This is a genomic window from Streptomyces sp. NPDC048461 (assembly GCF_055587105.1).
The window spans coordinates 57,492-81,962 of sequence record NZ_JBVJGW010000029.1; the positions used below are offsets into that span (position 1 = coordinate 57,492).

Below are 24,471 nucleotides of genomic sequence, written 5' to 3' on the forward strand. Positions count from 1 at the left end.
CAGCGCCCGGCCCGCCCCGGTCACGGCGGCGGGCACGGCCGGTCAGCCGGTGAAGGCCTCGACGAGGGTCCAGACGGCGAGGCCCGCCATGCAGACGGCGCCGACGCGCTGGACGGTCTTCAGCGGCACCTTCTTGGCGATGAACTGCCCCGCGACCAGAGCGAGCGCGGAGACGGACATGAGGGCCGCGGCCGAGCCGATCGCGGTGGGCAGCCATCCGTTGGCGGCGGCGAGGTTGGCGGTGGTGATCTGCGTCAGGTCACCCCACTCGCTGATGAAGACGGCCATGAACGCGGTCGTGTAGACGGGCCAGAAGCCCGTCACGGTCTTGCTGTCCGCGTCTTCCCCGTCGTCGTCCCCGCTGCGGAGCAGGACGAACGCACCGAAGGCGAACAGGGCGGCGGACACCAGCTTGACGGCCATGTTCGGCAGCAGGCCGAGCAGGCTGCCCGCGCTCACCGCGATGACGACGTGCACGATGAACGCGGTCGACGTGCCGAACCACACGTACAGGGGGCGCATCCGCGTGCCCATGGCCAGCGAGGCGAACATGGTCTTGTCGGGGAGCTCGGCGAGGAAGATCAGACCAAAGGCGGTCAGGATCGCCACGGGGTCGAAGGTCATTCCGGGTCTCTCTGCTGGGGCCGGGCCGCCAGCTCCTTCTGCACCCGGGCGGGCGACGGGAAGAACCACTCGGCCCGGCACGACGAATCAGCCCGCATGGCGATGCGGGCCTGGTCATGCCGTAGCCGAAGGTCTCGTCCACCCCAGAATGCGGGGCCCGGTGGCCGGGATGCCAAGGACATCCAGCGTGTCGACCAGCGGTATTACAGGACTACTCCCCTTCGCTGCCGACCATTCTAACCCCACCACCCCACGGGCCCCGGCCGGCAGGGGCCACTGCGGGGAGTCAGGCCAGGCCGGCCCCCATGGCGAGGCGCACCGCTTCGGCCCGGTCCCGGAGGCCGGCCTTGGCGAAGAGGTTGTTGATGTGGGTCTTGACCGTGGCCTCGCTGATGAAGAGCCGTTCGGCGATGGCGCGGTTCGGGAGGCCCTGGCCGATGAGGCCGAGCACCTCGCGTTCGCGCAGCGTGAGGTTGCCCGGCAGGTCTACGGGCGCGGGCTCGGGCCGTGGCGCGCGGGCGGCGGACAGGAGGCGGGCCTGAACGGCGAGGTCGAGCACCGACTGTCCCGCGGCGGCGGCGCGGATCGCCCGGGCGATGTCCTGGCGCCCCGCGTTCTTGGTCAGGTAGCCGCGCGCTCCGGCGCTCAGCGCGGCCATGATCGACTCGTCGTCGGCGAACGTGGTCAGGACGACCACGGCCACGTCGGGGTGTGCCGCACTCAGTCGCCGGGTCGCCTCGGTCCCGTCCATGCCCGGCATCCGCAGGTCCATCAGTACGACGTCCACGGATCCGGCGGCCACGGCCGCCAGTGCCTCGTGCCCGTCCGCGACGGCCGCTACGACCTCGATGTCCGGCAGGAGGGCCAGGACGGCCGCGAGGGGTTCGCGCACCGCGGCCTGGTCGTCGGCGACGACGACCCGGACGGGTCGCAGCTCTGCGGTGGGCTCGCTCATCGGGGTACCACCGCTTCCACCTGCCAGCCCCCGATGTCCGGCCCGGCCGTACGGGGGCCCGTGGTGACGGTGCCGTCCAGCAGGGCGGTGCGTTCGCGCATGCCGAGGAGTCCCAGGCCGCTGCCGGCGCCGGCCGTCACCGGCAGGGTGGCGGGCCCGTTGCGCACGCTCAGGGTCACCTTGTCCTCGGCGAAGGCCAGCCGTACGGCAACCGCCCCGCCCGGAGCGTGCCGGGCGGCGTTGGTCAGGGCCTCCTGCGCGACCCTGAGCAGGCATTGCGAGACCCGCGCGGGCAGCGCGCCGGCCTCTCCCTGGACGGTGAGGGCGTCGGGGTACCCGGAGGACTCCAGCATGGCGGTCAGGCTCTCCACCAGGGGCAGGGCGTCCTCGCGCAGGGCGTGCACGGTCCATTGCGCCTGTTTCAGGCTTTCCCTGACGAGGTTGTGGGCGGTGCCGTTGGCCTGCCGGATCCGCTCCAGGTCACCGGTGTCGATGAGCGCGTCGACCAGTTCCAGTTGCATGTTGATGCCGGCGAGCGAGTGGGCGAGTACGTCGTGGATATCCCGGGCGATGCGGGTGCGCTCCGCCAGGGCGGCCGTCCGGGCGTCGGCCCGCGCCGCCCGCTCCGCGGATTCGGCCGCCCGGATCGCGGCTCGCGTGGCCTGGGCGCGGCTGCGTCCGGCCATTCCGCCCAGGACCGCGGCGCCGGTGGCCAGGCCGAGGATCGCGGGCACCGCCCGGTCCCCGGGGTCGGCCTGCAGGTAGAGGACGCCTCCGCAGAGCAGGCTGCTGAGCGCGGCGTGGGCCAGGGCCGGACCGGTGTCCAGGCGGCTTCCGATGAGGGCGACGAGGAAGAAGGCGAAGAGGTACGACGTGCCCGACTCCGCGGCGGCGATCAGTGCGGCCGCCGCGAGGACGCCGAAGGCGGGCCAGAGGGGAGCGAGGCGCGCGGGCACGCGGTGGGCGGGCACGACCCGGAGGGCCAGGACCGCGCAGTTGATCACGAACAGGACGGTGACGGCCAGGCCCCGGCCGCTGAAGCCCATGGGGCGGATCGTCACGAGTCCCACGACGACGAGGGTGAGCACCAGCGCCCACTGGGCGGGGCCGCCGCGGTCTTCCGGCTCGGGCGCGGCGGCCGTGTCCGCCGCGGCTGCCGCATGCGCCGCGTCGCCCACGGCGTCGGCTGCCGGGTCCGGACCTCGTTCTGGCATGGCGCGACGATAACCCACGGTCAGCCCGCGAGACGCGCGCCGACGGCGGGCCGCGGCCCGGTCCCGACCGGCTGGGCGGGGGGAAGCATCCGGCTGCGTACGAAGATCGTGGCCAGCCGGGTCACGACCTCGGTCAGCGCCATCAGCACCAGCGCCGCCACCCACGCGTCGCCGCTCGTGATGCGGTGGTCCGTGCTGAACCGCGCGACGGAGGCGGCGCCGCCGTGGTCGACCCACAGCTCGAAGCCGAGCCGCGCGCCCATGCCGAGCACCCACAGGGCCGCCGATATCGCACCGGCCTTGATGAGGACGTGCCCGTCGGAGTGCCGCATCCAGGTGAAGATCCCGCCGGCGACGCCCAGCACCGCGCCGACGCCCATGAGGGCGCCGATCAGGACGAGGTCGTTGCCGCCGGTGGGGATGCCGTCGAGGTAGCTGAAGCCGACGAAGGTCACGATGCCCAGGGGCAGGAGGTAGGACTTCGGGCCCAGGGGGCCTTCGCGCAGCTGCCGGAAGACGATCAGGATGAGCGCGATGTCGATGATCCAGGTGGTGGTGGTCATGGGCTCAAGCCTGCTGTGAGGCGGCCCGGAACACCTGCACCCAGGGGTGGAGACCCGGGTGGAACTCCCGGCGCCGCCCCCGCACCCGGATCGGACTGGCCACCTGCCCCGAGAAGAGTTCCGTCCCCTCTCTTCAGTGCGCAAGGGCGGGCTGTCGACGAGGAGGACGGGGACCGAGCCGATGCCTGCCACACCCAGATCCACAGTGCGCTCACCCTGACGCTTCCCGGCGGCGGACAGGTCGCCGAGTTCATGCTGCACGTCCACGACGACGACACCGCCGGCCGGCGACGGCCCGGAACGGCGGCCGGCAGGACCGGCCGCCCGTTCCGGGCCGCCCCGGGTCAGCGTCCGGAGGCGGCGCGGCGCATCCGCGCGGCGAGCAGGAGACCGGCGCCGGCCACGAGCGCGGTACCCGCACCGCCCGCGATCAGGGCCGAGTCGCCCGCACCGGTGACGGCGAGGGCGGAACCGCTGCCGCCCTGGGGGGTGCCGGTGGTGTTGCCGGAGCCGGAGCCGGTACCCGCGCCCGTGCCCGTCGTGCCCGTGCCCGTCGTTCCGTTGCCCGTGCCGGAGTTGTTCTGGTTCTGCTGGTCCTTGCTCTTGTCGTTCTCCTGCTGGGTCTGCTTGTCCTTGGCGCGCGCCTCGTGCTGGCCCGTCTTCAGGAACTCGGTGCGGTCGGCGGCGGTTCCCGCCAGCGCGGCGCGGCCGGCCTTGACCAGTTCCGCTCCCCCGCCGTCGATGATCCGGGCGATCGCGACGCGGTTGTCCTGGTCACGCAGCTCGTACTGGGTCACCTCGAGGAAGCGGCGCAGCTCGGCCGGGGTCGAGGACCCGTTGAGGAGCTTGCCGATCGCCTCACTCAGGATGACGCCGTCCCAGCCCTCGTCGATCCGTGCGAGCTCGACCCGGTCGTCCGAGGCCTGCGCGAGGTACCGTCCCGTCTTCAGGAAGGCGATCCGGTCGGCGGGAGTGCCCTTGAGCGCCTTCTTGCCCGCTTCCCTCACTCCGGGGCCGCCGGTGGAGATCAGCCGGGAGATGTCGACCTTGTTGTCGTCGTCGCGCAGCTCGTGCTGGGTGACCTCGTAGAAGTGGCGCAGCTGCTCCAGCGTCGTCCGCTCGTTGTCGAAGAGCTTGTTGACGCCTTCCTTCAGACCGGGACCGGCGTCGTTCAGCAGCCGGGTGATCAGCACCCGGTAGTCGTCGAGGCGGATCTTGTGCTGGTCGGTCTCGATGAACTTGCGCATGGCCGCGGGGCCGTCGGCGATGGCCTTGCGTCCGGCTTCCTTCATGTACTCGCTGGCCATCGGGTCGGCGATGATCGCGAGGATGGTCTTTCGGTCCTGCTCCACCGGGTCTTGGGCGGCCTGCTCCTTGGCGGCGGCCTGCTCCTTGGCGGCCTGGCCCTTCGCGGCCTCGTCCGGCGCCGCCTGGTCGGGTGCGGTCGGAGCGGTCGGGTGGGTGGTCGCGGCGGACTCCTGTCCGGCGGCGAAGGCCGGCGACGCGATGAGGACCACCGGAGCCAGCGCAGCAGTGGTGACCGCCGCGGCGATTCGGGACAACTTCACAGACAAAACCCCCTGGAAAAATGTTCTTACGGCCACGAGACTCGCCGGCGGCGCCAATGGTTGTACGGACCATCGGAATCGGGACCGGGCGCGGCCCGCCGACCGGGCCCCGCTCGGCCTGCGCGCGATCGCCGGTCGGGGTGCCTGGGATGCGGCATGGCCGAGGTGGCCGGTCGGCGCCGGTGGTCTCACTCAGGCGCCGGGGCGCCGTCCCGCCCCCGAAGGTCGCGCACCGCCAGGACCACGCCCCGGGCATCGGCCAGCATCGCCCAGAGCCCCAGCGGGACGGCAAGCCACCGCCACGGGCTGTGGAAGTGGGCGACGACGGCGACGACGAAGACGCACTGGACCGCACAGAGCGCCAGGTTGCCCAGCAGACGCAGCGCCGGGTGCGGTCTCCTGCGGAACACCTCTTCGAACAAGGTCTGCTTCACGTTCCCACTCCTCTGTCCGACCGGGTGTCCGTCAGTCATCGCGTCGGTCGTCGATCCGAACCTCCAGGTGCGGCCAGGTCGTGGCCACGCGCGTAAGGATGCCGGGCGTCGGCGCGGCCACCGAACCCACACGGTCGTCCGGCCGGAAACGGACCAGCGTGCCGGTCGTTCCGTCGCCCTCGACGGGTTCGAGATCGGTGACGGGGACGCCGTGTGCGTAGCGCTGCGTCCAGGCCCCGTCGAGACGGCGGTTGGTGTGGGCGAGCCACTCGCTGAGCCCCGCGACCACGGACATGCCGCGCCGAGGACGCCCGTCGGGAAGCACCTCCGCCCCGGGGAAGTCGAAGAACCGGAGATCCTTCGTGGCCATGACCGGCTTCTTCACGATCCGGCCGTGCTCGTCCACACGGGTGTCAGTGCCCCGTCCGTCATCACGAACGGACAGCGAGCCGTCGGAATGGAGGACGACGACACAGCGTCCGCCACCCCTGTGTGACGCTTCGTCGGCGGCATAGGCGAGCACTTCGAGGACGAGGTGCCACGGTCCGTCCGGAGCGAACTCCGAGGGGCTCTCCCGGATGAGTGCCAGATGATCGAGATCAACGCCGGCGGACCAGTCGTGCGTCGTGTTGGCCCAGGCCCGCGATACGTCCATCGGGCAAGTATCCACGCACCACTGACGGCCGCCGGCCGTCCGCCGGGCCATTCACGCCCGGGGGTGCGCCTGGGGTGGGAGCAGGGGGGTGATCTCGCCGGACGGCATGGCCAGCAGCCGGCGCCCGCGCGCGATGGTGTCCGGGCGGTGCGCGATGACGACGAGGGTGCGCTCCTCGGCGGTCGCCGCCAGGGCCTCCTCGATCCGCGCCGCCGTGTCGTGGTCCACCCCCGCGGTGGCCTCGTCCAGGACGAGTACGGCCGGATCGGCGAGCTCCGCCCGGGCGATGGCCACGAGCTGGCGCTCTCCGGCCGACAGCGTCCGCGTGCCGACACGGGTGTCCAGGCCCTCGGGAAGCGTGGCGACCCAGCCCGCGAGCCCGAGCCCGGCCACCGCCTCCTCGATGCGGGCCCGGTCCGGACGTCCGGCGGTCATGGCCAGGTTCTCCGCCAGGGTGCCGTCCACGAGAACGACCTCCTGCGGGACCAGGGCGATCCGCGACCGCAGTCCGGCCGGGTCGGCGGTCGCCAGGTCATGGCCGGCGAAGGCCACCGTGCCCCGGTCCGGAGCGTAGATACCGGCGAGGAGCAGGCCCAGGGTGGACTTGCCGGATCCGGTCTCGCCCGCGATGACCAGCCGGTCGCCGGCCGGCACCGTGAGGGACAGACCGGAGACGACCGGCCGGCCGCCGTCGCCGTAGGAGAACTCCACTCCGCTCAGGGTCAGTTCGCCCCGGGCGGGAAGGGGTGCGGAGGCACCGGCCGCGGCGGGGCCCGTCGGGGCCGTGGCGCGGATGAGGTCGAGGAGCCGGGCGAGGCGGACGTGCGCTTCGCGGGCGTCGCCGACGGCGCCGGCGAGGTCCTCGAAGCGGGTGAAGATGTCCCGGGTCGCCAGCAGGAACACCACGGCGGTGCCGACGCTCAGGGCGTCCCGTCCGACCAGCAGCGCGCTGAGCACCAGCAGTCCCGCGACGCAGCCGGCCTGGAGCACGGAGAGCTGGTTGAGCCGCAGTTCCGTGCGCACTTGTACGGTACGGGCCTTCAGCAGCCGGTCGTCGTCCCGGCCGAACCGCTCCAGCCAGCGCGGCACGCTCCCGGTGATCCGCAACTGCTCCTGCGCCGGCAGGGTCTCGGCGAAGCGCGCGGCCACCGCCGCCTCCGCCGCCGCGACCTCCCCGTAGGCGGGGCCGGCCGCCCGGTGGAAGCGCCGTACGATCACCAGCGCCACCGGGACGAACACGGCGAGGAGGGCCAGGGTCAGCTGCCAGGAGTACACCGCGAGCATCACCACGGTGAAGCCGAGGACGGCGGTCGCCGTCACCAGGTCGGGCAGCGTGCCGGCGGCGAAGGCGGCGAGGCCGCTGATCTCGCCGGTCAGCCGGCGCAGCAGTTCCCCGCCGCGGTGGGTCTCCAGGAACCGCAGGGGCGCCGCGCCGACGGCTGCGGTGGCCCGGTCGCGCAGGCCCGCCAGGACGCGTTCACCGGCCCGGATCAGCCAGTAGCGCGAGAGCCAGACGGTCAGGGCGCTCACCGTGACGAGCAGCAGCACGACCAGGCCCCAGCGCAGCGACCCGGACCGGTCGCCCGCTCCGGCCGCGTCCACCACCCGGCCGATGGCCGCGGTGACGGCGACGGCGAGGCCGGCTCCCGCGAGGTTGAGCGCGGCGGCTCCCGCGAGCGCGGCGCGGTGACCGGCAAGGAACGGTGCCGCACGACGGAACACGGCTCGCTGGTCCGGGAGTTCGGCGAGCGCCGGAACGTCAGCCATGCTGCTTCTCCAGGGGAACGGTGCCGTCGGCGGCGGCCGGCCGGAGCGTGATCTCGCGGTCGGCCAGGGCCCGTACGGCGGGTGAGTGGGTGGCGAAGACGACGACGCGGTCGGCGGTGGCCGCGCGGAGCCGCTCCAGCACCCGTGCTTCGGTGGCGGAGTCGAGCGCCGAGGTGACGTCGTCGAGCAGCAGGACGGGACAGCCCCGGAGCAGGGCCCGGGTGAGGGCGACGCGTTGGCGCTGGCCGCCGGAGAGGGCCCGGCCGCCTTCGCCGGCCTGGGTCTCCAGGCCGTCCGGAAGCGCGGCCGCGGCCAGGTCGAGGCCCGCGGTCCGGGCGGCCGCGGCGATCTCGGATCCGGTGCGGTCCCCCGCGAGCAGCAGGTTCTCGGTGACCGTGCCGTGCAGGAGCAGCGGGTTCTCGGGGACGAAGCCCAGGATGCGGTAGAGCTCGTCGGGCTCGGTGCCGGCGAGGGGGACGCCGTCGTGGCGGACCTCGCCCTCGGCGGGGACGAGCCGGGCGATCGCCCGGAGCAGGGTGCTCTTGCCGGAGCCGGTCGGGCCGGTGAGCACCACCCATTCCCCGGGCCGGGCCTCCAGGTCCAGGGGTCCCACCGGAGCGCGGTCCGGTCGGCGTACGGTGAGCCCGCGCACCTCCAGCGGGCCGCTGACCGGCGGCCGTCCGTCGGTGGCCGGGGCGGCGCCGGCGGGCCGGCCGGGTGCGGGGGCCGGCGTGTCCGGGAGGTCGCGGGCGCCGGGGAAGTGAAGGATCTCGGCGATGCGGCCCGCCGAGACGAGCGCCGCCGTACGGTCGCCCAGGCGGTCGACGGTGACGTTGACGGCGAGCGAGACGGTGCCCATCCACAGGACGAAGGTGGTCAGCTCGCCGACGGTGATCCGCCCTTCGGCGACGGCCGGTCCGCCCACCAGCAGGCCCGCCGCCACGGCGAGCAGCGGTACGAGGAAGGCCGCGGCCTCCCAGGCGGAGCCGACGGACGCGAGCCGCAGGGTCCGTCGGGTGACCTCCGCGCTGCGCCGGTGGTGGCGGTCGACCATCAGCCGGTCGGCGCCGACCCCGCGCAACGGCAGGAGGGCGGAGAGCAGTTCCTCGACGGTCGCGCCGCGGCGGCCGTGCGCCCGGGCGAGTTCCTCGGCCCGGTGACCGAACACGGGCGGGAAGTAGCGGTTCACGACCAGCAGGACGGGGACGGTGAGGACCGCGACGAGCAGCAGCATCGGGTCGAGTCCGCCGAGGGCGGGCACCAGGACCAGGCCGGTGATGCCGATGACCACCCAGGTGGTGAGGCCGTGCACCCAGACCAGGACGGCCTCGACGTCGCGGGTGGCGCGGGTGTTGAGGTCGCCGAAGCTCTCGGTGCGGCGCTGCAGGGTGTCGGTGTCGACGGCGAGGACGGCCCGCAGGAGCCGGGTGCGCAGCCAGGCCCCGGCGTGGGCTTCGGCGAGGTTGGTCCACAGCTGCCAGCCGCGCATGCCGGCGTACTCGACGAGGGCGGCGAGGGCGAAGGCGCCCGCCCAGCCGGCGGCGGCGGCCGGCGAGCCGTCGCGGACCCCGGCGTCGACGGCGCGGCCGAGGAGCCAGGGCAGGGCGAGGAAGGCGCACTGGCGCAGCGCCGCCCAGCAGACGGACCGCAGGAACTGCGGGCGTACGCGGCCCAGGCACTGGCGGAGCAGGTGCGAGGGCGGGGCCGGCGAGGAGGGCGAAGAGGTGGACACCGTGGCCACCGTAGGACCGGGTCCGGCGTCCGCGTCGAAGCGGGCGCACCGGATCGTGGAACCGTGCGTCCGGTGTGCGCGGCGGTGGCGCGGGAGTTCGCACCCGGTGGCGCGGGGAACACACCGGCTGGCGCGGGAGTGCGCACCCGGTGGCGCGGGAGTTCGCACCCGGTGGTGCGGGTGTGCGCGCCGGGTGGCAGGGGTGTGGCCCGCGGGTTGGATGCGGCGCGCCCTGGGGGACGTAGCGTGGCCGTACCCGCGGATGTACCGGTCGGGTGTGAAGGAGCAGTCAGATGTCCACCCGCAGTCCCCGCTCGGTCGTCACCTTCCCCATCGTGCTCAGGGAGCTGACGGTGTTGCGCGTCTCGGACGTCACCCCCGGGATGCGGCGGGTGACGCTCGGCGGGCCGCAGCTGCACGCCTTCGAGAACGCCGGCCTGTCCCTCCCGGAGCTGCGCACCGAGGGATTCGACGACCACGTCAAGTTCTTCTTCGCGGAGGAGGGCCGGGACCCCGTCCTGCCCCGGCAGAACGTGAGCAGTCTGGACTGGCCCGCGGACGGCCGCCCGATCTCCAAGGACTACACGCCGGTGCGGTTCGACCCGGTGGCCGGGGAGATCGACTTCGACTTCGTCCGACACGACGGCGGGATCGCCTCGTCCTGGGCGCAGGAGGCCGCTCCCGGTCAGGTGACCTGGATCGCCGGGCCGAAGATGTCGCACAGCCACCCCGAGGGCGCGGACTGGCTGCTGGTCATCGGCGACGAGACGGCCCTGCCGGCGATCGGCCGGTGGCTCGCGGAGATGCCCGCGGGCACCCGGGCCCGGGTGTTCGTCGAGGTCGGCGAGGACAGCCACCGCCAGGACCTGCCGACGAAGGCGGACGCCGAGGTGACCTGGCTGGTGCGCCACGGCGCGCCGGCCGGACGCAGCGACCTTCTGGAGCAGGCCGTACGGGACATGGAGTGGCTGCCGGGCACGGTCTTCGTGTGGGCGGCCGGTGAGGCCGTCACGCTGAAGGGGATCCGGCGGCACCTGTCGGTGGACCGCGGCGTGCCGCGCGACCAGACGCACATCACCGGCTACTGGCGGCGTGCCGAGATCGCGCCGGGCCTCTCCGCGCCCGCCGACCCGGACGCCCTGGAGGGCGAGGACGCGCACGAGCGGCTGCACGAGCTCACCGACCTGGCCCCCGGTCTGGCCATCCGTGTGGCCGTCACCCTCGGCTTGGTCGACCTCGTCTACCAGGGCGTGCGGGACCTCGCGGAGCTGGCGCGGCGCAGCGGGACGGACGCCCGTACCCTCGGTGCGCTGCTGAAGTACCTCGTGGAGATCGAGGTGTTCGACCTGGCGGACGACGGCTACCGGCTCACCCCGGTGGGCGAGGAACTCGTCGAGGACGACCACTCGTCGGAGGAGTACGACCTGCGCGGCGCGCAGGCCGCCTTCGACCTGTCGCTGGCCGGCCTCGCCGAGCGGCTCCGCTCGGGCGGCAACGGCTGCCGGACCGCGTCGGGCGAGACGCTGGCCGACGCGCTGCGCACGGACGTCCGGCTGGGCGGTTCGGCACGGACGACGATCGAGGACGAGGCCCGCTGGGTGGCACCGGGCGTGGTCGGCGCCTTCGACTGGTCGGCGGTGGAGGTGCTCGGCGCGACGGGCAGCGGCGCCGGGACCGTGGTCAACGCCCTCGTCAAGGAGTTCCCGGCGCTGCGGGTGCGGATCGCCGCGCTGCCGTCGGTACTGGGCGTGCTCGGCGGGGAGATCCTCGACCCGGAGGTGCTGCCCCGGGTGGAGCTCGTACCGCAGTCCCACCCGCTGCCCTCGGGGGCGGGAACGCTGCTGCTGTGCCGGCTGCTGGAGTGGCTGGCGGACGAGGACGCGGTGCTGACCCTGTCGGAGGCCGCGGCGGCCCTTCCGGCGGGCGGTGCGCTCGTGCTGGTCGAGCAGGTGGAGGCCGCCGACCCGGACGACATCGACGCGGTGCTGCAACACCTGCGGCTCACGGCGGCGTTCGGCTCCGGGCTGCGTTCGGCGCAGGGCGTGACGGGTCTGGCCGAACGGGCCGGGCTGGAGGTCCGTGACTGCCGTGACATCGGCTGGGACCACCGACTGTGGGTGCTGACCGCCCCGTCGGCCTGAGCCGCCCGTCGGCCGCCGGGGCCGACACCCGCGGGGGGGCGCGGGAGTTGACCGCGCCCCCCCCGGGGTTCCTCCCGCCTGCTCGACGGCTTCGGGCCTCTGCGCCGCCCCGGGGCCTACCGCGCGGAGCCGATCTCGTCGGAGGCCCGGCGGGAGCCCGGGACCGGGGTGCGGCGCCGGCCCGCGATCGAGTCGAGGATCTCGCCGACCCGGACTGCTGTGTTGGACAGCAGCGAGGAGGTGATGCCGTGGGTGTGCTCGGTGCCGCCCTGGAGGTAGATGCCGCAGCGCAGCGCCGGGTCCGTCGTGATGCGGTAGTCGCGCTCCACGCGGACGCGGCCCTCGTCGTCACGGAGGCAGTGGCGCGCCACGTCGCCGAGCAGCGCGAGCCCGTCGGCGGAGCGGTATCCGGTCGCGTACACCAGCACGTCGGCCTCCAGCGGCTCCTTCTCCCCCGTGACGAGGGACTCGACCGTGGCCAGCACCTTGTCGGGGGCCTCCAGGACCTCGGTGAGCCGGGACACCCTGAGGAAGCGCAGCCGCTCGGTGCCGAGCACCTTCTCCCGGTACTCCTGGCGGTAGAGCTCGTCGATCAGGTCGATGTCCACGACCGAGTAGTTGGTGTTGGCGTGGTAGTCGATCAGCTTGCGCTTGATCTCCTCGGGGGCGGTGAAGTACGCGTCCACCGCTGCGGGGTCGAAGATCCGGTTCGCGAAGCCGCTGTCGTCGGCGGGGCTGTATCCGTAGCGGGAGAAGACGGCGCAGACCTCCGCCCCGGGGAAGGTCCGGTGCAGGAACGCCACGTTCTCCGCGGCGCTCTGGCCGGCGCCGACCACGATGAACCGGGACGGATCGCTCCCCTTGAGGGCCTCCACCCGGGTCAGGAGCTCCGAGGTGTGCCAGATCCGCTCGGTACGGTCGACCCCCTCCGGCATCTGCGGCCGCAGGCCGGTGCCGATGACGAGGTTGCGGGCCCGGTGGGTGACCGGTTCCTCGCCGGAGCGGGCGGTGACGTCCACGTACTCGATGACGCCGTCGCGCACGACGGGCCGCACGGCGACCACTTCGTGTCCGTAGGACACCATGTCGTCGACCTTGGCCGCGGCCCACTCGAAGTAGTCGTGGAACTCCACGCGCAGCGGGAACAGGTTCTTGTGGTTGACGAAGTCGATCAGCCGTCCCTTGCTCTGCAGGTAGCAGAGGAAGCTGTACTCGCTCGACGGGTTCCGCAGCGTCACCAAGTCCTTCAGGAACGACACCTGCATGGTCGCATCGTCGATCAGCATGCCGCGGTGCCAGCCGAAACACGGCTGCTGCTCGAAGAAGTGGGCGGTGATCGCCTCCTGTCGTCCGACGCCTGCGTTGTGTTCGCCGAGTGCGATCGCCATGGCCACGTTCGAGGGACCGAAGCCGATGCCGATGAGGTCGTGGATCACTGGCGCGCCGTCAGGAAGATCCTGTGCCATGTCACTCCCAATCGTGCGGGGGCAGTGGATTGCCGTGCGTGGGGAGCCGAGTGCGGGCACGCCGAAGGAGCGACGCCCGAGCGAAACTTAGGGAAGGCTAACCTGATCGCCGGGGCCTGTCGATGGGCACGTCAGATCGAGCCACCTGTGGCCCTCCGCCGAACCCGGTTCAGGATCGGGCGCGTTGACCCGCCGCGGCCGGTCGAGCCTGTCGGCTCATGAGGCAAGCCTCGCTTCACCCCTGCACGCTCCAGGGTTCCGAGCCCGCCGCCGCACGGCAGACCGCCTGAACTCCGCTGTCCCACAAGGCCGTTGGATATGACCGGCCAGTGGTGGGGATCACCGGATTTCCGCCATCGCGCTGCCCTATGATTCAGCTGCTCCGGGCACCGTCCCGGAGCGCGTACCGAACGCGTCCGCGTCCGGGGGAAGCCGGTGAGACTCCGGCGCTGACCTGCAACCGTGTGCGGCCTCGCTGCCGTGAGTCGGAAAACCCGCGCGTCACGTGCACCGCTTCGCCCCGTCATGGTCTACGGCGTGGAGCCCCGGACCACCGCCGCGCCGCCCCGCCCCGTCCGCTTCCGCGGACGGCTCACGGGGGCGTCCGCGCGCGGGCGGGTCGGGGTGCCGCGCCCCCGGACCCCGGTTCGCACCAGGAAGGCGCTCCCATGCGCAGTGTCACCATCCGCCAGGCCCTGATCACCACGGCGGCCCTCGGTCTCGCCCTCGGCAGCGCTCCTGCCGTCGCCCAGGCCAAGGCCACGCCGAACACCAATGCCCCCGTCAAGGTGTCCCTCACCGTCCAGGGACCGAACGGCCTGCTGTTCAAGGGCAAGATCAAGACGAAGGGCCACGACGTCACCACCGCCACCGGTGGTACCCACACGTGCGACGGGACGAACGGCGCGGCCAACCCGACCGCCGTGCCGACCCCGACCGCCGCGCTCGACGACGCCGCCCGCAAGCGGCACTTCACGTGGGACGGCACCTGGTACGCGTCGTTCGACGACTTCTCCGTCGACACCATCAAGCAGGTCAGCGGCGGCGGCGGCGCCTACTGGAACATATCCGTCAACGGCACCCCGACCTCGGTGGGCGGCTGCCAGTTCAAGCTGAAGGCCGGCGACAAGGTCGCCTTCACCTGGACCTCCTTCTAACAGCCACCCCGTGCGGGCCCGCCGACGGCGGGCCCGCACCGGCCCCGCACCGGCCCCGCACCGGCCCCGGGCGGCCCGTTTTCCGGGCGTGGCCCGCTGCCACCGGTCCAGCGGGTGCGGGCTCCGCCCGGATGGGGGAAGCTGGCAGGGTTCCCGTGCCTACGGCGGGACGACGGCGAGGAGGGTCTCGTGGACGCTTCACAAGACGGCCGGCGCGCATCCCGGTCCGGGCTGCGGACGGCCACCCTGTTGTGCGCTGCCGCGGCTCTCGTGGCGGCGGCGGTTCCGGCATCCGCCGTGCAGACGCAGACCCGGGCCGCACCCGTACCGGATCCGGTCGTGGTCGTGGACTGCTTCTCCGAGGACCAGGTGCGTCCCGAGACGTACCTGCTGGCCTGCGGCGACGGCAACAACCGCCTCGTGGATCTCGACTGGAAGACGTGGGGGCGCCACACCGCGACGGCCACCGGCACCGACATGGCGAACGAATGCCGGCCGAACTGCGCTGCCGGCCGTTTCCTCTCCTATCCCGTGTCCGTGACACTGGCCAACCCGGAGCCGTGGCCCGACCGCCCCGGCGTGGAGCGCTTCACGACCATCCGGCTGCTGTTCCCGGACGACGCCCCGTCGCCGATCCCCCACGACGTGACGTACAAGCTGGTGTACTGACCCGCACGGCACAGCCGCCCCGCACCCCCTCCCGTAGGGCGCGGGGCGGCGGCACGTGCCATGCGTGCCCTCGCCCACACGGCTCCCGGAACGGACCGCAGCAACGGCCGCTGCACCCCGCCCGGGCATCGGCGAGGCAGCGGAGCAGCCTGTGCGTGCCGGTGGTGTCGCGGCGCTCCCGCTGCGCTACAGGGCGAGTTCGAGGTAGGCGACCTGCTTCTCCTCGTACGCCGCGAGGGCCCGGTGCCAGATGGCGAGGGCGAACGGCGGGATCATGCTCGGGGTGATGTCCTCGGGCCGGCAGAAGCGGATCTCGCCGATCTCCGACTCCTGCGGGCGGATGGCCCGTTGCCGCTCCGCGTCGAGCCGGAGGCCGTCGAAGACGTAGAAGACCTGGGACCCCTCGGGCCGGGTGACCCACGCGGTGACCAGGAGCCGGCCGATCTCCAGGTCCAGGCCCAGCTCCTCACGGAGCTCGCGGCGCAGGGCGGCGGTGGGCAGTTCGCCCTCCTCGATGTGCCCGCCGGGGAGGTTCCAGCGCTCCTTGTGGACGGGATTGACGATGAGCACGCGGCCCTGCTCGTCCCGGATGACCGCTGCGGCGGAGGCCGCCGCCGCCACGTGGCCGGTGGATGTGGTCATGAGCTTCTCCTGTGGTGCACGGCTACGTCGTCACGCCCCTCCCCTGCATGATCGGAACGGGGTTCGACAGCATAGGTCGGCGGCCGGGCGCGGCCGCACCCGTGCCTGGTCCTGGTCGCCTGCGAGGACTAGGGGGTGTCGTCGAAGTCGTTTCGTACGCCCGGAGGGCGGGCCGTGCGGTGTCCGGTGCGTGCGCTCGCACGGCGGAGGGTCGCCCGTGTACCGGATGTACACGGGCGATCCGACAACGCGGCGAGCGTGCGTACCGGACACCGCACGGCAGGAACGAATTCGACGACACCCCCTGGGGATCCTGCACGGCTGGTTCGCTCCGGCGACCCGGAGCAGGGCGATTCGCAGGGATCTGGCCAAGTTCGCCACCTCGGCGCCCGACCGTGCGACGTTGCCGGCCTGGAGCGAGCGGCTGCGGGACTTCGACCGCCCGGTACTCGTCGTGTGGGCGACCGAGGACCGGCTGATGCCGCGGGAACACGGCCGGCGTCCGGCCGAGCTGTATCCCCGGGGTCGGCTGGTCGAGATGGCCGACTCCTCCATGCTCGTTCCCGAGGACCAGCCCGAACGCCTCGCCGACGTGCTCACCGGCTTCCTGGTCCAGACGGGCGCCGTACCCGCTCCGCGCGCCGGCCGAGCCGGGAGTGACCCGTGGTACCGGGCCTGGGCAGCCGTACCGGGTTGCGTGATCCCTCCCTGCCCGGGGCCGTGCCGGGGCGGTCGCGTACGGCGCCGGGCGTCAGTGCGGCGTATGGACCCGGCCACCCGCCGTCAAGGTCCCGTTACCGGGTGGTCGGGGGCGCTCGGAATCGGGGATAGCTTCGGGTGTCACGTCCCGGGCCGTTTCACCGCGCTCCGGGGCGTCAACCGCCGTTCGTGGCACCCTGGGAGGGCCCATGTGTTTGTTCCTGTTCGACGACGACCCCGAGCCCGAGGAACGGATCCCGGCCAGGCCCCTGTACGTGCCGGCCCGGCCGGGAGCAACGGGTGTCGTGGTACGGCTGTTCCGCACTCCGCTGGGAGCCCGTACCGCCGTCGGTTTCACCACTGCGGACCGGCTGGCCGCCACCCTGGGTGCGGAGCAGACCTGGATCCGGCTGTCCGGGTCCGCGCTCCGGGCGATGGCCGGGCCGCTCGGTGCCTCGCTGCTGACCGTCGACCCGACGTTCACCGCCCCCGCGGCCGCACCGGGGCCGGTGCCCGTGCCGGTACCCGTCGAGGCGCCGGTCCCGAGCGCCACCGGGGGCGCGGGCGTCGTCGTGGTCGCGCCCGTGGCCGGGACGGCTTGATGGAGCAGCACGCCGTGACGGCCGCCGCGGCCTCCGGGCCGCGGGCCGGCGGCGGGGAGCTGTCCGTGTGGCCGGCGTCCACGACCCGGCTCCCCGGCGGGGACCTGGCGGTCGGCGGGGTGTCGCTGGCCGGGCTGGCCGGCCGCTTCGGGACGCCGGTCCGCGTGCTGGACGAGGCCGAGGTGCGCGGGCGCTGCCGTACCTACCGGGACGCCTTCCCCGACACGGACGTGCTGTACGCCGCCACGGCCTTCCTCTCCCGCGCGATGCTGCGCTGGGTGCGGGAGGAGGGGCTCGGCCTCGGCGTGTGCTCGGCGGGAGAGCTGGAGCGGGCGGTCACCGCCGGGTTCCCCGCCGAACGCATCGTGCTGTACGGGACCGCCGGGCCGCCCCGCGACCTGGAAGCGGCACTGCGGCTCGGCGTGGGGCGGATCGTCATCGACGGGCCGTCGGGGATCGCCCGGATCGCGGGTGCCGTCGGTCCGGGGGGCCGGCAGAAGGTCATGGTGCGCGTGGTGCCCGGCATTTCGGCCGGCGGCCACGGCACGATCCGTACCGGCGCGGACGGCCGGGAGGCGGGGCTGTCCCTCGCGGACGGCTCCGCGCAGCACGCCATCGCCCGGATCCTGGGCAGGCCGCAGCTCGAACTCACCGGCCTGCACTGCCACCTCGGCGCGCAGATCACCGAGGTGAAGCCCTACCTGGTCGCCCTGCGCCGCATGGTCGGGCTGATGGCCCGCGTCCACGGCGCGCACGGCGTCTCCCTGCCCGAACTGGGCCTGGGCGGCGGGCACGGCATCGCCCACCGGCCCGGGGAGCCCGCCCTCGACCTCACCGCCCTCGCCCGCAGGCTGCGGGCCGGTCTGGCCGAGAGCTGCGCCGCCGCGGGGCTGGCCGTGCCCCGCCTCGCCGTCGCCCCGGGGCGGGGCGTCGCCGGTCCCGCGGGGGTCGCGCTGTACCGGGTGCTCGGCGTCGACCGCGCCGGCGGCACGGTCTCGGTCACCGTGGACGGCGGTACGGACGGCCATCCCTGCGCCGCGCCGTACGGGGCCCGGTTCGCGCCCCGCCTGATCGGCCGCCCCTCGGCGGCGGCGCCCCGCCCGGCCGTGGTCGTCGGCGGGCACCGCGGGGAGGGCGGTGTCCTCGCGGCCGGGGCGGAGCTGCCGGGCGACGTCCGCCCGGGCGACCTGCTCGCCGTCCCGGTGGCGGGCGCCTACCACCTGCCGACGGGCTCGGGTGGCGCCCCGGCCGGCCGCCCGCCCGTCGTCGCGGTCCACGGGGGTACGGCGACACCGCTGCCGGACGACGAGTCGTCCAGGGTGATCGCGGCGGCCGTGGGGTCGACCGACGGGTGCTTCAGTCGGCGAGGTGGGCCAGCAGGAGGTTGGGATCCTTCGCCGTGACGTACGCGGCGCTCAGGACGTAGGCCGTGTCGCCGCGCAGCGCAATGGAAGTGGGGTTCTGCAGGCCGTCGGCCGCGGTCAGGACCGTGGTGTGCGAGCCGTCCGGCTGGACGAGCGCGACCTCGCTCGGGCCGTTGAGCGAGGCCAGGATCTGGTCGCCGCGGCCGGTGAAGGCGAAGTCGTCGATCCCCGCCAGGCCGGTGGCCCGGGTCTGGACCGGGCCGGCGCGCCCGTCGCGCCGGATCGGAATGCGCAGGACGGTGCCCCGGTCGAGGTTGGTGGCCCACAGCGCCCCGCCCCGGATCTTGAGCCCGTTGGCGCCGAGGAATCCGGTGCGGGCCAGTTCGGGGGCGGCCGACCAGGTGCGGACGGCGCCGCCGGTGGTGGGCACGCTCGCGATGGTGCCGAGGACGGAGTCGGTGACGTAGAGGGTGTGCGTACGCGGGTCCAGGGCCAGGCCGTTGGGCAGGCCGGCCGCGGGGAGCGCGGCGATCCGGTGCGGCGCGCCGCCGGGGCGCAGGCGCCACAGTCCGGTCAGGTCGGCGGTGCCTGTGGCGTACAGGAAGTACAGGGTGCCGTCCTGGGCGCGGACGATGCCGGTGGTCAGGGCGAAGCCGAGGACCGGGGTGTGGACGCCGCCGTCGGCGGGTGGGGGCAGGGTGGCCAGGATCCGGGTGGCTCCCCCGGGGGTGGTGCGGGCGACCTGCCGGGCGGCGGCGAGGGTGACGTACGCACTGCCGTCGGGGGCCACGGCGATGTTCTCGGGCGTCTGGCTCCGGGCCAGGTCGAAGTGCGTGGCGATGCGCACGCAGTCCAGCGGGGCGGAGACCGCCGACGCGACGCCGGGGCCGGCCGCGACGGCGACGGCGGCCGCGGTCAGTACGGCGGTGGTCGCCGCGGTCTTGGACAACGCGGTCGTGAACACGGTTGCTCCGAACATGGTTCCTCCACTGTTTTCGGGCATGCGGCAGCGGTACGCCGCCGCGAGGGGGGTTGGGGGGACTGCTTCGGACGGGGCCGCACGGGTGTCGGCCCGGCGCCCGGGGGGGCGTGCCCGGTCAGCCGGACTCGGTGCGGGCTTCCGGTCGGGCCGGAGCGGCCTGCGAGGCGGGCTCGGAGGCGGTCTGCGGGGCCGGCTCGGGAGCGGTCTGCGGGGCCGGCTCGGGGGCGGTCTGCGGGCCGAGGTGGGCGAGCAGGGCCAGGGCGGTCCGCGCGGGCGAGTCGGCCTCCGCGGTGGCGACCACGATGTTCTGGCCCGGTTCCTGGCTCAGGGTCTGCTGGGTGACGGTCAGCGGGCCGATCAGCGGATGCCGCATCGCGTACGTCGCGACGGCGCACGCCGTGACGCGGTGGTCGGCCCACATCGAGGCGAAGTCGGCGCTCTTGGAGCTCAGTTCGCCCACCAGCGCGTGGAGCGCGGTGTCGTCCGGGTGCCGTCCCGCCACCAGGCGCAGGTTCCCCACGACGGCCCTGGCCTTGGCCGGCCAGTCCGCGTACAGGTCGCGGGTGTGGGCGTCGAGGAACACGAGCCGGGCCATGTTGGGGCGTTGCGCCGGCCGGTCCGGGGCGTCCGGGTCCAGGTGGCCGGCGAACAGGGCGTGGCCCGGCCGGTTCCAGGCCAGGACGTCGCTGCGGCGGCCGGTCACGATCGTCGGAACGTGGGCCAGCGCGGCCAGCAGTTGGCCGGTCGCCTCCGTCACCCGCTCCGGTGCGGGCCGGCGGCCCCGGTCGGGGCCGCCGCCGGTGCCGCCGGGGCCGCCGGCGACGGCCGGGGACCGGGCCAGGTGGTGCAGGTGCAGCCGCTCCGGCTCCTCCAGGCGCAGGGCCCGGGCGATCGCGTCCAGCACCTGCGGTGAGGCGTTGAGGGACTGTCCCTGTTCCAGCCGCGTGTAGTAGGAGACGCCGACACCCGCCAGCAGCGCCAGTTCCTCGCGCCGCAGGCCCGGCACACGACGCCGCTCCCCGTAGCGGGGTATGCCGACGTCCTCGGGTCCCAGCTGGGAGCGCCTCGTCCGCAGGAACTCCCCCAACTGCGCTTTTCCGTTCATGGATCCGAGTATGGGCCGGGTCCGGCCGCGCAGCCTGCCCCTGGCGTGGGTGGGCACCGGCGGGTCTGGCTGCCCCGCCGGGCGGATGGTGACGTGGGGGTCGCCGACACGGCACCACACCGCCCCGGACCCCCCAGGAGGACGCCTTGAGCGCCACCACCAGCGAACACGACCCCTTCGAGGTTCTGGACGCGTCGGACTACGCCTTCACCCGCCGCGCCTGGGTCGACGCCCCGCCCGCCCGGGTCTACGACCTGGTCAGCGACGTCTCCGCCATCGGCCGCTGGAGCCCCCACGCGAGCGGCGTCGCCTTCGACCGGGGCGCCGGGCCCCGGGCCGGGGCCTGGTTCAGCGGCCGCAACCACCGGGACGGCCGGCAGTGGACCACCCGCTCCCAGGTCGAGCGGGCCGAGCCCGGCGCTGCTTTCGTCTTCGTGGTCGGCGGCGCCGCGGACGGCATCGTGCGGTGGAGCTGGACCTGCCGCCCGCGCGGACGCGGAACCGTCGTCGAGCAGTCCTGGCAACTCCTGCGTCTCGACCCCGTACTGGGCGCCACCCGCCGCGACCTCGACGCCCTGCGCGCCACCATGGCGGACAGCGCCGAGACCACCCTGCTCGCCCTCGCCCAGTGGATCGCCGAGACACCGGCCGGGTGAACGGCCGCGCCGGTAACGGCGGATGAGCCGCCGCGCGGGCCGGGACGTACCGGCGTACGGGCCGGGACGTACCGGCGTACGGGCCGTGTCGCACCGGCGTACGGACCTCTCCCCCGATCCGCGGGAACCGGGCGGCCCGCGGCGGCGACTACCTGCCGGAAGAGGACCCCCCGCTTCCTGGAGCGACGCATGGCAGAGCAGCAGCCCCCGTCCCCCGTCCGTCCCGCGCCCGGACGGTGGGCGCCACCGGCGGCGCTGGCCGGGTTCCTGGTGCTGCTCGCGGTGATGTTCGCCGTCTCGTACGGGGTCGGTTCCGCGGCCGGCCCCGTCGCACCGGGCATGCGGTCCTCCGGAGAGGGCAGCGACGGTGGTGCGGGCGGCATGACCGGCGGCCCGGGCAGCGGTGCGCACTCCGGCGGCGTCCGGTGACGGCCGGGGTGACGAGCGCCACCGCGACCACCGATCTGCTCGTCGGCGGGATGACCTGCGCGGCCTGTGCGCACCACGTGGAGAAGCGGCTCGCCCGGCTCGACGGGGTCAGCGCCTCGGTGAACCTCGCCACGGGCCGGGCCCGGGTGAGCCACCCGCCGCACACCACGGCGCGGGACCTGCTGGCGGCCGTCGGGCGCGCGGGCTACGCCGCCGAACTCCTGCTGCCCCCGCGGCCTTTGACACCGCCTCGGCCCGTGGTGCCCCCGCGCCCGGCGTACCCGCCCGGGACGACGGGGCCCGCACCGACGACGGGGCCCGCACAGACGACGAGACCTGCACCGACGCCGACGCCGGCGCCGGTCACCGTACCCCTACCCACAGCACCCGCACCCGCGTCGCCGCCGCCGGACGCCCCCGGACAGCACGAGCGGCGTCGGTTGCTGATCACCGCGCTGCTCGGCGCTCCGGTCATCGCCCTGTCCATGGTGCCCGCCCTGCAGTTCGCCCACTGGCAGTGGCTGTGCCTGATGTTCGCGGCCCCCGTCGTCGTGTGGGGCGCCTGGCCCTTCCACCTGCGGGCCGTGCGCGGTCTGCGGTACGCGGCCGCCACCATGGACACCCTGGTCTCCCTCGGGGTCCTGGCCTCGTTCGCCTGGTCCCTGTACGCCCTGTTCCTCGGCGGCGCCGGCGGGCCCGACCTGCGGATGCCGTTCACCCTCCTCCCCTCGGCGGGCGGGGACGTCGCGCACGTCTACCTGGAGGCGGCGGTCGGCGTACCCCTCTTCGTCCTGGCCGGCCGGTACCTGGAGGCCCGCGCCCGGCGCGGCACCGGCGAGGCCCTGCGCGCGCTGGCGAGCCTGGCCGCGAAGGAGGTGACCGTACGGGAGGACGGGCGGGAGCGTCGCATCCCGATCGACGCGCTCGTGGCGGGGCAGGAGTTCGTCGTACGTCCCGGCGAGCGCGTCGCCACCGACGGGGTGGTGGTCTCCGGGAGCTCGGCCCTGGACCTGTCGCTGGTCACCGGCGAGAGCGAACCCGTCGAAGTCGGCCCGGACCAGCCGGTGGTGGGCGCCGCCGTCAACGCCGGCGGGCTGCTCCTCGTACGGGCCACCGCGGTCGGCGCGGACACCCGGCTCGCCCGGATCACCCGGATGGTCACCGAGGCCCAGGCCGGCAAGGCGCGGGCGCAGCGGCTGGCCGACCGGGTGGCGGGGGTCTTCGTGCCGGTGATCCTGGCCCTGGCGGTCACGGTGCTCGGCTTCTGGCTCGGCGCCGGGGCGGACGCGCAGGGCGCCGTCACGGCCGCCGTGGCCGTCCTCGTCGTCGCCTGTCCGTGCGCCCGGGGACTGGCCACGCCCACCGCGCTGATGGCCGCCACCGGGCGCGGCGCGCAGCTCGGCATCCTGGTGAGCGGGCCGCAGGCGCTGGAAGCGCTGCGGCACGTCGACACCGTCGTCCTGGACAAGACCGGCACGCTCACCAGCGGGCACATGTCGGTCGTCGACGTCACGGTGGTCGGCGGCGGGCTGGGCCGGGAGGCCGTGCTGCGCTTGGCCGGGGCGGTGGAGCAGGGGTCGGAGCATCCGGTCGGCCGCGCCCTCGCCGCGTACGCGCGGCGCGCGCTGCCGGGGCACCCGCTCCCCGGGGTGACCGACTTCCTGGCCACTCCCGGGGTCGGCGTCACCGGTCTCGTGGACGGCCACCGCGTCGAACTGCGGGCCCCCGGCTTCGATCTGGCCCTCTCGCTGGACCGGGCGCGGGCCGGGGCGGAGGCGGCCGCGCTCACCCCGGTCCTGGTCCGGGTCGACGGCCTCGACGAGGCCCTCGTCGCCATCGGCGACGCCCTGCGCCCGGGGAGCGGGCGGGCCGTGGAGCGGCTGCGGGAGCTCGGCGTGGAACCGGTCCTGGCCACCGGCGACCACGAGACGGCCGCGCGCGCCGTCGCCGCGGAACTCGGCATCGCCGAGGTGTACGCCCGCTGCTCCCCGGAGGGCAAGGCCGTCCTGGTGGCGCGGCTGAGGTCGCAGGGGCGCCGGGTCGCGGTGATCGGGGACGGGGTGAACGACGCGGCGGCCCTGGCCGCGGCCGACCTCGGGATCGCGATGGGCAGCGGAACGGACGTGGCGATGGAGGCCGCGGACGTCACGCTGGTGCGCGGCGGGATCGAGGCGGTGGCCGACGCGGTCCTGCTCGCCCGGCGCACCCTGGCGACCATCCGCTCCAACCTCGTCTGGGCGTTCGGCTACAACGCGGTGACCGTGCCGCTGGCGGCGGTGGGCTGGCTGAACCCGATGGTCGCGGCCGCCGCGATGTCCGCCAGTTCGCTGCTGGTCGTCGGCAACAGCCTGCGGCTGCGCGGCCGGCGGGCCCTGCCGCGCCGGCGCGGGCCGTCCTCGTTCCGCGGAGCACGAAGGGACGTACGACGATGACCGGTTCCCCGTTCGCGGCGGTACGCGGGGCCTGGCTCCCCGGCCGGCGTCGGCTGCGCGAGGCGACGGTGTCCGTCCTCGCGCCGGTGACCGCGTGCCTGACCGCACTGGTCGGGCTGACGGCGTGGACCACGGCGGGGGCCGCGGGCAGCCCGCCCCGGATGGAGGTCGGCGTGGGGCGGGTCTTCCTGCCGCCGGCCGGCGGGGAGCGCGCCGCCGCGGCCTTCAGCATCTCGAACGTGGGCGGCGCCGACGACCAGCTGCTCTCCGTGACGTCGCCCGCGGTCGAGGACGCGGTGCTCGCCCGGCACGAGCGCGTGCGCGGGGCGGACGTGACGCGGCGGGCGGCCCGGGTCGAGATCCCGGCCGGGCGGCGCCTGGACATGACGCCGCGCACCGTGGACGTGACGGTGACGGTGAAGGACCGCCGGCAGGTGGGCGACGTCGTGCACTTCGTCCTGCACTTCCGCACCAGCGGAGCCGTTCCCGCCGTGGCGTTCGTGGTGCGGCCCGGCAGCTGAGCGGGCGGCGCCCGGCCGGTCGCGAACGGATCGGACGATCGGGGAACCCGGCGGGCCCGCCGTCCGACTACTGGGACGTGGGAGGGCGGGCATC

22 protein-coding genes and 1 riboswitch are annotated in these 24,471 nt (G+C 74.4%); of the genes, 9 read left to right on the plus strand and 13 right to left on the minus strand.

Going from position 1 to position 24,471, the window contains the following annotated elements:
• Positions 1 to 42: 42 nt before the first annotated feature.
• The 9 genes from ACZ6S8_RS33555 to ACZ6S8_RS33595 all read right to left on the minus strand — a co-directional run bounded on the left by ACZ6S8_RS33555 (position 43) and on the right by ACZ6S8_RS33595 (position 9,512).
• Positions 43 to 624: a TMEM165/GDT1 family protein gene (locus tag ACZ6S8_RS33555; RefSeq protein ID WP_469461392.1), complete on the minus strand. Its 582-nt coding sequence runs from the start codon at positions 622 to 624 to the stop codon at positions 43 to 45.
• A 286-nt stretch (positions 625 to 910) separates the two neighbouring features.
• Complete coding sequence (locus ACZ6S8_RS33560) at positions 911 to 1,579, minus strand: response regulator (RefSeq protein ID WP_469461393.1); 669 nt, start codon at positions 1,577 to 1,579, stop codon at positions 911 to 913.
• The gene (locus tag ACZ6S8_RS33565) at positions 1,576 to 2,793 is read right to left on the minus strand and encodes a sensor histidine kinase (protein ID WP_469461395.1); all 1,218 of its coding nucleotides are present in this window, start codon (positions 2,791 to 2,793) and stop codon (positions 1,576 to 1,578) included. The genes ACZ6S8_RS33560 and ACZ6S8_RS33565 overlap by 4 nt, the downstream gene beginning before the upstream one ends.
• A gap of 20 nt (positions 2,794 to 2,813) precedes the next feature.
• Complete coding sequence (locus ACZ6S8_RS33570; RefSeq protein ID WP_469461397.1) at positions 2,814 to 3,356, minus strand: hypothetical protein; 543 nt, start codon at positions 3,354 to 3,356, stop codon at positions 2,814 to 2,816.
• A gap of 344 nt (positions 3,357 to 3,700) precedes the next feature.
• Positions 3,701 to 4,924, minus strand: coding sequence for an ALF repeat-containing protein (locus ACZ6S8_RS33575; protein WP_469461398.1), 1,224 nt, complete (start codon positions 4,922 to 4,924; stop codon positions 3,701 to 3,703).
• A gap of 188 nt (positions 4,925 to 5,112) precedes the next feature.
• Positions 5,113 to 5,358, minus strand: coding sequence for a hypothetical protein (locus ACZ6S8_RS33580; protein ID WP_469461399.1), 246 nt, complete (start codon positions 5,356 to 5,358; stop codon positions 5,113 to 5,115).
• A gap of 31 nt (positions 5,359 to 5,389) precedes the next feature.
• A complete protein-coding gene (locus ACZ6S8_RS33585) occupies positions 5,390 to 6,013 on the minus strand; it encodes an ATP-binding protein (protein WP_469461400.1) in 624 nt (207 codons plus the stop codon).
• 51 nt (positions 6,014 to 6,064) lie between these two features.
• On the minus strand, positions 6,065 to 7,780 hold the full coding sequence (locus ACZ6S8_RS33590) for an ABC transporter ATP-binding protein (protein ID WP_469461401.1): 1,716 nt from the start codon (positions 7,778 to 7,780) through the stop codon (positions 6,065 to 6,067).
• Positions 7,773 to 9,512, minus strand: a complete 1,740-nt coding sequence (locus ACZ6S8_RS33595; RefSeq protein WP_469461403.1) for an ABC transporter ATP-binding protein — start codon at positions 9,510 to 9,512, stop codon at positions 7,773 to 7,775. The genes ACZ6S8_RS33590 and ACZ6S8_RS33595 overlap by 8 nt, the downstream gene beginning before the upstream one ends.
• A 293-nt stretch (positions 9,513 to 9,805) precedes the next feature.
• Between ACZ6S8_RS33595 and ACZ6S8_RS33600 the strand changes: the two genes are divergently transcribed.
• A complete protein-coding gene (locus tag ACZ6S8_RS33600; protein WP_469461405.1) occupies positions 9,806 to 11,653 on the plus strand; it encodes a siderophore-interacting protein in 1,848 nt (615 codons plus the stop codon).
• A gap of 116 nt (positions 11,654 to 11,769) precedes the next feature.
• Here ACZ6S8_RS33600 and ACZ6S8_RS33605 read toward each other — a convergent pair whose 3' ends face one another.
• Positions 11,770 to 13,119, minus strand: coding sequence for a lysine N(6)-hydroxylase/L-ornithine N(5)-oxygenase family protein (locus tag ACZ6S8_RS33605; RefSeq protein ID WP_469461407.1), 1,350 nt, complete (start codon positions 13,117 to 13,119; stop codon positions 11,770 to 11,772).
• Between the two features lie 395 nt (positions 13,120 to 13,514).
• A riboswitch (cobalamin riboswitch) is annotated at positions 13,515 to 13,635 on the plus strand.
• Between the two features lie 152 nt (positions 13,636 to 13,787).
• Here ACZ6S8_RS33605 and ACZ6S8_RS33610 point away from each other — a divergent pair.
• Together ACZ6S8_RS33610 and ACZ6S8_RS33615 are read left to right on the plus strand one after the other, a co-directional pair.
• The gene (locus ACZ6S8_RS33610) at positions 13,788 to 14,276 is read left to right on the plus strand and encodes a DUF4430 domain-containing protein (RefSeq protein WP_469461409.1); all 489 of its coding nucleotides are present in this window, start codon (positions 13,788 to 13,790) and stop codon (positions 14,274 to 14,276) included.
• Between the two features lie 189 nt (positions 14,277 to 14,465).
• A complete protein-coding gene (locus ACZ6S8_RS33615; RefSeq protein ID WP_469461411.1) occupies positions 14,466 to 14,945 on the plus strand; it encodes a hypothetical protein in 480 nt (159 codons plus the stop codon).
• A gap of 186 nt (positions 14,946 to 15,131) precedes the next feature.
• On the opposite strand, the gene ACZ6S8_RS33620 is transcribed toward ACZ6S8_RS33615, so the two are convergent.
• Positions 15,132 to 15,587 carry an NUDIX domain-containing protein gene (locus ACZ6S8_RS33620; protein WP_469461412.1) on the minus strand — a complete coding sequence of 152 codons (456 nt, stop codon included), beginning with the start codon at positions 15,585 to 15,587 and terminating at the stop codon, positions 15,132 to 15,134.
• 908 nt (positions 15,588 to 16,495) lie between these two features.
• On the opposite strand from ACZ6S8_RS33620, the gene ACZ6S8_RS33625 reads away from it, so the two are divergent.
• Together ACZ6S8_RS33625 and ACZ6S8_RS33630 are read left to right on the plus strand one after the other, a co-directional pair.
• Positions 16,496 to 16,888: an SAV_915 family protein gene (locus tag ACZ6S8_RS33625; protein ID WP_469461413.1), complete on the plus strand. Its 393-nt coding sequence runs from the start codon at positions 16,496 to 16,498 to the stop codon at positions 16,886 to 16,888.
• Positions 16,888 to 18,291, plus strand: coding sequence for a diaminopimelate decarboxylase family protein (locus ACZ6S8_RS33630; protein ID WP_469461415.1), 1,404 nt, complete (start codon positions 16,888 to 16,890; stop codon positions 18,289 to 18,291). The genes ACZ6S8_RS33625 and ACZ6S8_RS33630 overlap by 1 nt, the downstream gene beginning before the upstream one ends.
• Here the strand turns inward: ACZ6S8_RS33630 and ACZ6S8_RS33635 are convergent.
• Together ACZ6S8_RS33635 and ACZ6S8_RS33640 are read right to left on the minus strand one after the other, a co-directional pair.
• Complete coding sequence (locus ACZ6S8_RS33635; protein ID WP_469461417.1) at positions 18,245 to 19,231, minus strand: SMP-30/gluconolactonase/LRE family protein; 987 nt, start codon at positions 19,229 to 19,231, stop codon at positions 18,245 to 18,247. The genes ACZ6S8_RS33630 and ACZ6S8_RS33635 overlap by 47 nt on opposite strands.
• A gap of 118 nt (positions 19,232 to 19,349) precedes the next feature.
• Entirely contained in the window at positions 19,350 to 20,339 is a 990-nt protein-coding gene (locus ACZ6S8_RS33640) for a helix-turn-helix domain-containing protein (protein ID WP_469461418.1), read from the minus strand.
• 146 nt (positions 20,340 to 20,485) lie between these two features.
• On the opposite strand from ACZ6S8_RS33640, the gene ACZ6S8_RS33645 reads away from it, so the two are divergent.
• The 4 genes from ACZ6S8_RS33645 (at position 20,486) to ACZ6S8_RS33660 (ending at position 24,377) form a co-directional block, all read left to right on the plus strand.
• Positions 20,486 to 20,995 carry an SRPBCC family protein gene (locus ACZ6S8_RS33645; protein WP_469461420.1) on the plus strand — a complete coding sequence of 170 codons (510 nt, stop codon included), beginning with the start codon at positions 20,486 to 20,488 and terminating at the stop codon, positions 20,993 to 20,995.
• A gap of 189 nt (positions 20,996 to 21,184) precedes the next feature.
• The gene (locus ACZ6S8_RS33650) at positions 21,185 to 21,424 is read left to right on the plus strand and encodes a hypothetical protein (protein ID WP_469461422.1); all 240 of its coding nucleotides are present in this window, start codon (positions 21,185 to 21,187) and stop codon (positions 21,422 to 21,424) included.
• A 50-nt stretch (positions 21,425 to 21,474) separates the two neighbouring features.
• The gene (locus tag ACZ6S8_RS33655; protein WP_469461437.1) at positions 21,475 to 23,856 is read left to right on the plus strand and encodes a heavy metal translocating P-type ATPase; all 2,382 of its coding nucleotides are present in this window, start codon (positions 21,475 to 21,477) and stop codon (positions 23,854 to 23,856) included.
• The gene (locus tag ACZ6S8_RS33660) at positions 23,853 to 24,377 is read left to right on the plus strand and encodes a copper chaperone PCu(A)C (protein ID WP_469461424.1); all 525 of its coding nucleotides are present in this window, start codon (positions 23,853 to 23,855) and stop codon (positions 24,375 to 24,377) included. The genes ACZ6S8_RS33655 and ACZ6S8_RS33660 overlap by 4 nt, the downstream gene beginning before the upstream one ends.
• Positions 24,378 to 24,471: the final 94 nt, after the last annotated feature.